This is a genomic window from Paraburkholderia sp. BCC1886 (assembly GCF_900996245.1).
Lineage (GTDB): Bacteria > Pseudomonadota > Gammaproteobacteria > Burkholderiales > Burkholderiaceae > Paraburkholderia.
Genome location: NZ_CAAJGK010000050.1, coordinates 72,921 through 78,990, shown reverse-complemented (window position 1 = coordinate 78,990; position 6,070 = coordinate 72,921). Strand labels below are relative to the sequence as shown.

7 protein-coding genes are annotated in these 6,070 nt (G+C 62.9%); 6 read left to right on the top strand and 1 reads right to left on the bottom strand.

Annotation, left to right across the window (positions count from 1 at the left end; all coding sequences use genetic code 11):
* The first annotated feature begins 377 nt into the window (after positions 1–377).
* From FQ746_RS17750 to FQ746_RS17725, 6 genes are all read left to right on the top strand, one after another.
* A complete protein-coding gene (locus tag FQ746_RS17750) occupies positions 378–1,247 on the top strand; it encodes an STAS domain-containing protein (protein ID WP_260854090.1) in 870 nt (289 codons plus the stop codon).
* Position 1,248: 1 nt separating this feature from the next.
* On the top strand, positions 1,249–1,632 hold the full coding sequence (locus FQ746_RS17745; protein ID WP_144110764.1) for an STAS domain-containing protein: 384 nt from the start codon (positions 1,249–1,251) through the stop codon (positions 1,630–1,632).
* A complete protein-coding gene (locus tag FQ746_RS17740) occupies positions 1,620–2,030 on the top strand; it encodes an anti-sigma regulatory factor (protein ID WP_222105885.1) in 411 nt (136 codons plus the stop codon). The genes FQ746_RS17745 and FQ746_RS17740 overlap by 13 nt, the downstream gene beginning before the upstream one ends.
* Positions 2,015–3,007 (top strand): ATP-binding SpoIIE family protein phosphatase, encoded by a 993-nt coding sequence (locus FQ746_RS17735; RefSeq protein WP_144110760.1) that lies wholly within the window; start codon positions 2,015–2,017, stop codon positions 3,005–3,007. The genes FQ746_RS17740 and FQ746_RS17735 overlap by 16 nt, the downstream gene beginning before the upstream one ends.
* Position 3,008: 1 nt before the next feature.
* On the top strand, positions 3,009–4,694 hold the full coding sequence (locus tag FQ746_RS17730; RefSeq protein WP_144110758.1) for an ATP-binding protein: 1,686 nt from the start codon (positions 3,009–3,011) through the stop codon (positions 4,692–4,694).
* Between the two features lie 106 nt (positions 4,695–4,800).
* Positions 4,801–5,028 (top strand): sulfurtransferase TusA family protein, encoded by a 228-nt coding sequence (locus FQ746_RS17725; protein WP_029967676.1) that lies wholly within the window; start codon positions 4,801–4,803, stop codon positions 5,026–5,028.
* 154 nt (positions 5,029–5,182) lie between these two features.
* Here FQ746_RS17725 and galU read toward each other — a convergent pair whose 3' ends face one another.
* Positions 5,183–6,064, bottom strand: coding sequence for a UTP--glucose-1-phosphate uridylyltransferase GalU (gene galU, locus FQ746_RS17720; protein ID WP_144110756.1), 882 nt, complete (start codon positions 6,062–6,064; stop codon positions 5,183–5,185).
* Between the last annotated feature and the right edge of the window lie 6 nt (positions 6,065–6,070).

Genomic DNA, 6,070 nt, shown 5'->3' with positions numbered 1-6,070 from the left:
AGCGCACGCCTGCAGAATCCGATGCGCTGGTCAGGAGCCATCCGTAACTGGCATCTGGAAGACGTGGTCTATCTGAATCCGGAGCGCGCCCTCGCCTCAGCCCGAATGTATCAGCAGGTGGCGTAGCGGTTCATGCGACAACTACCTTGACACACACCGCGGCAAAGAAAAGTAGGTGCCCCCCCGCACAGGGGGAACGCTAATAGACCACTAAGACAACAAGGAGAGGCCAAAAATCATAGAACGCGACGCGCACCACGATCCAGACCGGGCCGAAGGCCTAGTACACAAAACCACAACGCGCCGCTGCCAGTCGGTGCCAACCTCCCTGTATGATGTCCCCCTGTCTCAATTTGACACGAATACAGGAGCGGACTTTGAGCGAACAAAACGAGTTGGCAACCATCCTCGACAAAGACGAGGGAACGGTTCTGAAGGCATGGGTGACTGGTCAACTGTCCGGTAACATCCGCCAGGGCGTCATCTCGGAGTCGGACGTGCGCGAATCGTCTCGCGCGTTCCTCGCGCTATTCGCGCGAGCAGTCAAAAGCAACTACGACGAACAACTCTCCGGCGATGCCTGGGACCCGGTCCGCTCGCATCTCGCCGCACTCTCGCGCGAACGCGTCATCCAGGGCTTTTCCCCAGTCGAGACGGCAACCTTCATCTTCTCGCTGAAAAAACCGCTCTTCGATGCACTGCGCAAAGCACTCGGCAAAAATCCCGACGCGCTGAGCGATGCTTTCTGGAAGCTTACGCAGACACTCGACAACCTCGGTCTCATCACCTTCGAAGCCTACCAGGCCAGCCGTCAGCAGATCATCGAGCGTCAGCAGCAGGAATTGCTCGACCTCACCACGCCCGTCGTCCGGCTGTGGGACTCGGTCGTCGCCCTGCCGCTCATCGGGACCCTCGATAGCGAACGCACCCAGGTCGTGATGGAAAGCCTGCTCGATTCGATCGTCGAAAACGAAGCCGCCATCGCCATCATCGACATCACCGGTGTGCCCACCGTCGATACGCTCGTCGCGCAGCATCTGCTCAAGACCGTCGCGGCCGCTCGCCTGATGGGCGCGGAGTGCATCATCAGCGGCATCCGTCCGCAAATCGCCCAAACCATCGTCCACCTCGGCGTCGACCTGGGCGACGTCGTCACGAAAGCCACCCTCGCCGAAGCGCTCAAAATCGCCTTGCGCCGCGTCGGCCTGACGGTCACCAAACTCGCCCCCGCCAAGCAGGACAATTGAGATGGAGCAGATTCCCGTTCTGAAGCTCGGTGAGTTCCTGCTCGTATCGATTCAGGTCGAGTTGCACGACGAACTGGTGCTGAACCTGCAGGACGATCTCACGTCGCGGATCGAACGGACCCGCGCCAAAGGCGTGCTGATCGACATCTCGGCGCTCGAAATCGTCGACTCGTTCATCGGCCGCACGCTCGGACATATCGCGGCGATGGCGCGTGTCATGGACGCCACCACGGTGCTGGTCGGCATGCGGCCCGCAGTGGCCATTACGCTGGTGGAGTTGGGGATGTCGCTGAACGGCATCCGCACGGCGCTCGATGTCGACAAGGGCATGGCCTTGCTGCGCAAGTCGCTCGACGACGAGGGAGACGCCTCATCATTACCCTAAGCGAATCCGTTCTGGACATTCGCTCGCCCGATCAGGTCAACCTGGCACGCAAAACGGTACAGGACTGGGCGACGCGGCTAGCCTTCGGCACGCTCGATCGAACCAAGTTCGTGACGGCCGCCAGCGAACTGGCGCGCAATACGCTTGTGCACGGCAAAGGTGGCACGCTCAGGATCTCCGAGATCGAGCGTGATGGGCGCTTCGGGATCAAGCTCGTTTTCGAGGATACGGGGCCGGGCATTCCGGACATAGAACGGGCACTGCAGGACGGTTTCAGTACGGCCAAAAGCATGGGGTTGGGACTAGGCGGAGCACGCCGACTCGTCAACGAGTTCGACATTACGTCGACGGTGGGCGTTGGCACGAGAGTGAGCATTATTCAATGGAAACGACGGTAAGCCTCGCCGATAAAAGCGGCGTGGCGGATGCCCGCAGACGCGCGATGCAGATGGCGCAATCCCTCGGTCTCGCGGAGAAGCTTCAGGCCGATGCGGCGCTCATCGTGACCGAGGCGGCGACCAACATTCTCAAATATGCCGGGCACGGTGAGATCGTCCTCAGAACCAGCGAAGAAGACGGCACGGTCGGGCTCGAACTGATCGCGCTCGACCGCGGTCCCGGCATCGCCAATCTCGGCGCGGCGTGTGCCGACGGATTTTCGACGGGCGGCAGTCTCGGCGCCGGTCTGGGCACCATCGCCCGTCATTCGGCGCTGTTCGATATCTATTCGGTGGCCGGCAACGGGACGGCCCTGTTCGCGCGCGTCGGCGACAAAGCCGCCGGGCAACGCTCGCCGTTTCTGGTCGGCGCCAAGGCCACGCCGAAACTCGGCCAGGACATCAGCGGCGACGCCTGGGCCGTGCGGCGCACGGCGGACGGCCTGTGGCTCACGCTGCTCGACGGTCTCGGTCATGGGCCGCTCGCCGCGGAAGCATCGCGCCGGGCAGTCGACGTGTTCATGACCTCCAGACCGGGCGATACGCCGGAGGACGTGCTGCGCAACGTTCACCAGAACATCCGGACGACGCGTGGCGCGGTGATGGCCATCGCCCGGTTCGATCCGGCCAACGCTTCGTTGTCGTTTGCCGGCGTGGGCAATATCGTGGCGATCGCGCAAACCGGCGAGACCACGCAGCATCTGCTGTCGAGCGACGGCACGGTCGGCTACAACATGCGTGTCGTTCGTCCGGCCGAGGCGCGCTGGACGGCGGGCAGCGTGTTCATCGCCACGACCGACGGACTGTCGACGCGCTGGAATCTCAACCGTCATCCCGGCCTCGCCAGCCGGCATCCCAGCCTGATAGCCAGCGTGCTGCATCGCGACTTCGCGCGCGATGCGGACGACGCGACCATCGTCGTCGTGAAGGCACTTTGATATGCGACATAGAATTCTCGCGACGCCGGTCAGTTCCAATCTGAGCCTCGTGGCGGTGCGCGATCGCTCGCGCCAGATCGGCGAACTGTTCGGCCTCGACAACCTGCAGCGCACGCGCTTTATCACCGCGGTCTCGGAGATTGCCCGCAATGCGGTGCAGTTCGGCGGCGGTGGCATGCTGACGTTCTTCGTCGGCGACGCCACGGACGCCGGCGACACGCAATGCGTGGTCGCGCAGATCAGCGACAAAGGGCCGGGCATCGCCAATCTGGACGCGGTGCTTGCCGAATCCGCGCAACGGCCGGGTTCGGCCGGCGTCGGCATGCCGGGCAGCCGGCGCATGACAGACGGGTTTTTCGTCGAATCGCAGCCGGGCAAGGGCACGACCGTGACGCTGGAGATGTACCTGCCGCGCGGCACGGCGCGTCTGTCGGTGCGCTCGCTCGGCGAACTCGTCGATCAGCTCACGCTGCGCAAACCGCAGAGCCCCGTCGAAGAACTCGAGCAGCAGAACCGTGAAATGCTGCTCGCGCTCGAGGAACTGCGCCGCAAGCGCGACGAGCTCGAAGAAGCCGATCTCCGGAAAAACGAGTTTCTGGCGATGCTGGCTCACGAGCTGCGCAATCCGCTCGCGGCAATCTCGCTGTCGCTCGAACTGGAAGCGCGCGGCGTTGCCGAGTCGCGCTCGGAGCGGACCTTCGCGGTCATCGGAAGGCAAACCGCGCAACTGTCGCGCATGGTCGAAGACCTGCTCGACGTGTCGCGGCTTACGCGCGGCAAGGTGGAATTGCAGACGGAGGTCGTGTCGGTCAACACGCTGATCGACGGCGGGGTGGAGATGTCCGCCGCCGAAATACGGCGGCGCGGGCACACGGTGCAGGTCGAGTATCCGGCGCAGCAGGTGTGGGTGCGGGTCGATATCGCGCGCCTGAAGCAGGTGTTCAACAACATCATCCATAACGCGGCGCGATATTCGGCGCAGCCCGATCGCATCCTGATCACGGTGACGAACCTGGGCGGTGAAGTGGAAATCGCGGTGACCGATCATGGCATCGGCATCGATCCGGGCATGCTGCCGCGCGTGTTCGATCTGTTCGCGCAGGCGACGAGCGGGATCGGCAGGCAGGATGCCGGCCTCGGCATCGGTCTGACCGTCGTGCAACGGCTGGTTCAGGATCACGGCGGTTCGGTCAGCGCGCATAGCGACGGGGTCGGCCGAGGCACGCGCGTCGTCGTGCGTCTGCCGACGGTCAATGAATCGATCGCCGCGGACGAGGTGGCGGTGCATCCCGTTCCGGCAGTCGAGGCCGAGCCGCAAGTCGCGCCCGTGCTGCATAAAGTGCTGGTGGTGGACGACAACCGCGATTCCGCCGATGCACTCGCGGCACTGCTCGAGATTCACGGACACGAGTGTCAGATTGCCTACGACGGCGCGACCGCGTTGAAGCTGGCCGAGCGCTTCGAGGCGACCGTCGGCGTGGTCGATCTCGGCTTGCCCGACATGTCCGGCTTCGACGTCGCGAAAACCTTGCTGGCGCGAGGTGGAGAGGTCCGGCCTACGCTGGTCGCGTTGAGCGGTTATTCGACGGAGACGTTCCGGGAAGACGCGGCGCTGGCCGGCTTCAGTCACTTTTTCGCGAAGCCGGTGCCGATCGAAGCGTTGCTGGCTTACCTGGCCGATCAGTAGGGTTGATGGGCTCGGGCGGAGCGACGCCCGGTGGCCTCCTGTAGAATTCGACGTTGCGCCGGCTTTGCCCGGCGACGCTCATTCCCGAAGGTCATCGTCGATGCAAATTCAGATTCACAAGGAAGTCGATGCGCGCGGCCTCATGTGTCCGCTGCCTATCCTGCGCGCCAAGAAGGCGCTGGCCGACATGGAAAGCGGCCAGATTCTCAAGGTGCTCGCCACCGACCCCGGCTCGCAGCGCGATTTCGCCGCGTTCGCCAAACAAACCGGCAATGAGATTGTCGAGAGTTCGTCGCACGACAAGGTGTTCACGTTTCTGATGAAGCGTCGCTGATATCCGGCAGAGGCAGCGGCGTTGGCGTTTGAGTTGTGAGTGTGGTTGGACCGAAGAATGGAATGGAAAAGGGCGCTGTGTTTCGCTTTCGCGAACACAGCGCCCTTTTTTACGGTGAACCTGTCCGTGTGCGACTACGGTTGGCCTGCTCCGCTCAACCTTCCAGCACCGGCGAGCGCGTACGCAGATACTCTTCGAAATCCGCCGCCACTTCCGGGTGACGCAGCGCGAATTCCACCGTCGCCTTCAGATACCCGAGCTTGCTGCCGCAGTCGAAACGCGTGCCGTGATACTTGTACGCCAGCACCTGCTCGTCGGCGAGCAGCGACTGAATTGCGTCCGTCAGCTGCAATTCGCCGCCGGCGCCCGGCTTGATGGAGCGGATATGGTCGAAAATGCGCGGCTTCAGCACGTAGCGGCCGACCACGCCCAGATTGGAGGGTGCGACATTGGGTTCCGGCTTCTCGATGATGCCCGACATCTTGATGATGGAGTCTTCCCACTCCTTGCCGTCCACGATCCCGTACGACTTGGTTTCCTGCGCCGGAATCTCTTCCACGCCGATAACCGAGCTGTGATAGTGGTCGAACACCTCGATCATTTGCGTCATGACCGGCGGCTTGCCGTAGAGCAAGTCGTCCGCGAGGATCACGGCGAACGGGTTGTCGCCCACCAGCTTCTCGGCGCACAACACCGCATGCCCGAGACCCAGCGCTTCCGGCTGCCGCACATAGAAGCAGTCGACATGGCTCGGTTTGATGCTGCGCACCAGTTCGAGCAGCTTGTCCTTGCCGCGCGCTTCCAGTTCGGCCTCGATTTCATACGACTTGTCGAAGTGGTCTTCAATGGCGCGCTTGCTGCGGCCCGTGACGAAGATCATTTCGGTGATGCCGGCTGCCATTGCCTCTTCCACCGCGTATTGAATCAGCGGCTTGTCGACGATCGGCAGCATTTCTTTCGGGCTCGCCTTCGTGGCAGGGAGGAACCGGGTGCCAAGACCTGCTACCGGAAATACCGCTTTTGTAACTTTTAGCATGTGATT

Bases quoted from the DNA above. Each gene is read 5' to 3' on its own strand.
- FQ746_RS17730 (WP_144110758.1), top strand. From the start codon at position 3,009: ATGCGACATAGAATTCTCGCGACGCCGGTCAGTTCCAATCTGAGCCTC.
- FQ746_RS17745 (WP_144110764.1), top strand. From the start codon at position 1,249: ATGGAGCAGATTCCCGTTCTGAAGCTCGGTGAGTTCCTGCTCGTATCG.
- galU (WP_144110756.1), bottom strand. From the start codon at position 6,064: ATGCTAAAAGTTACAAAAGCGGTATTTCCGGTAGCAGGTCTTGGCACC.
- FQ746_RS17735 (WP_144110760.1), top strand. From the start codon at position 2,015: ATGGAAACGACGGTAAGCCTCGCCGATAAAAGCGGCGTGGCGGATGCC.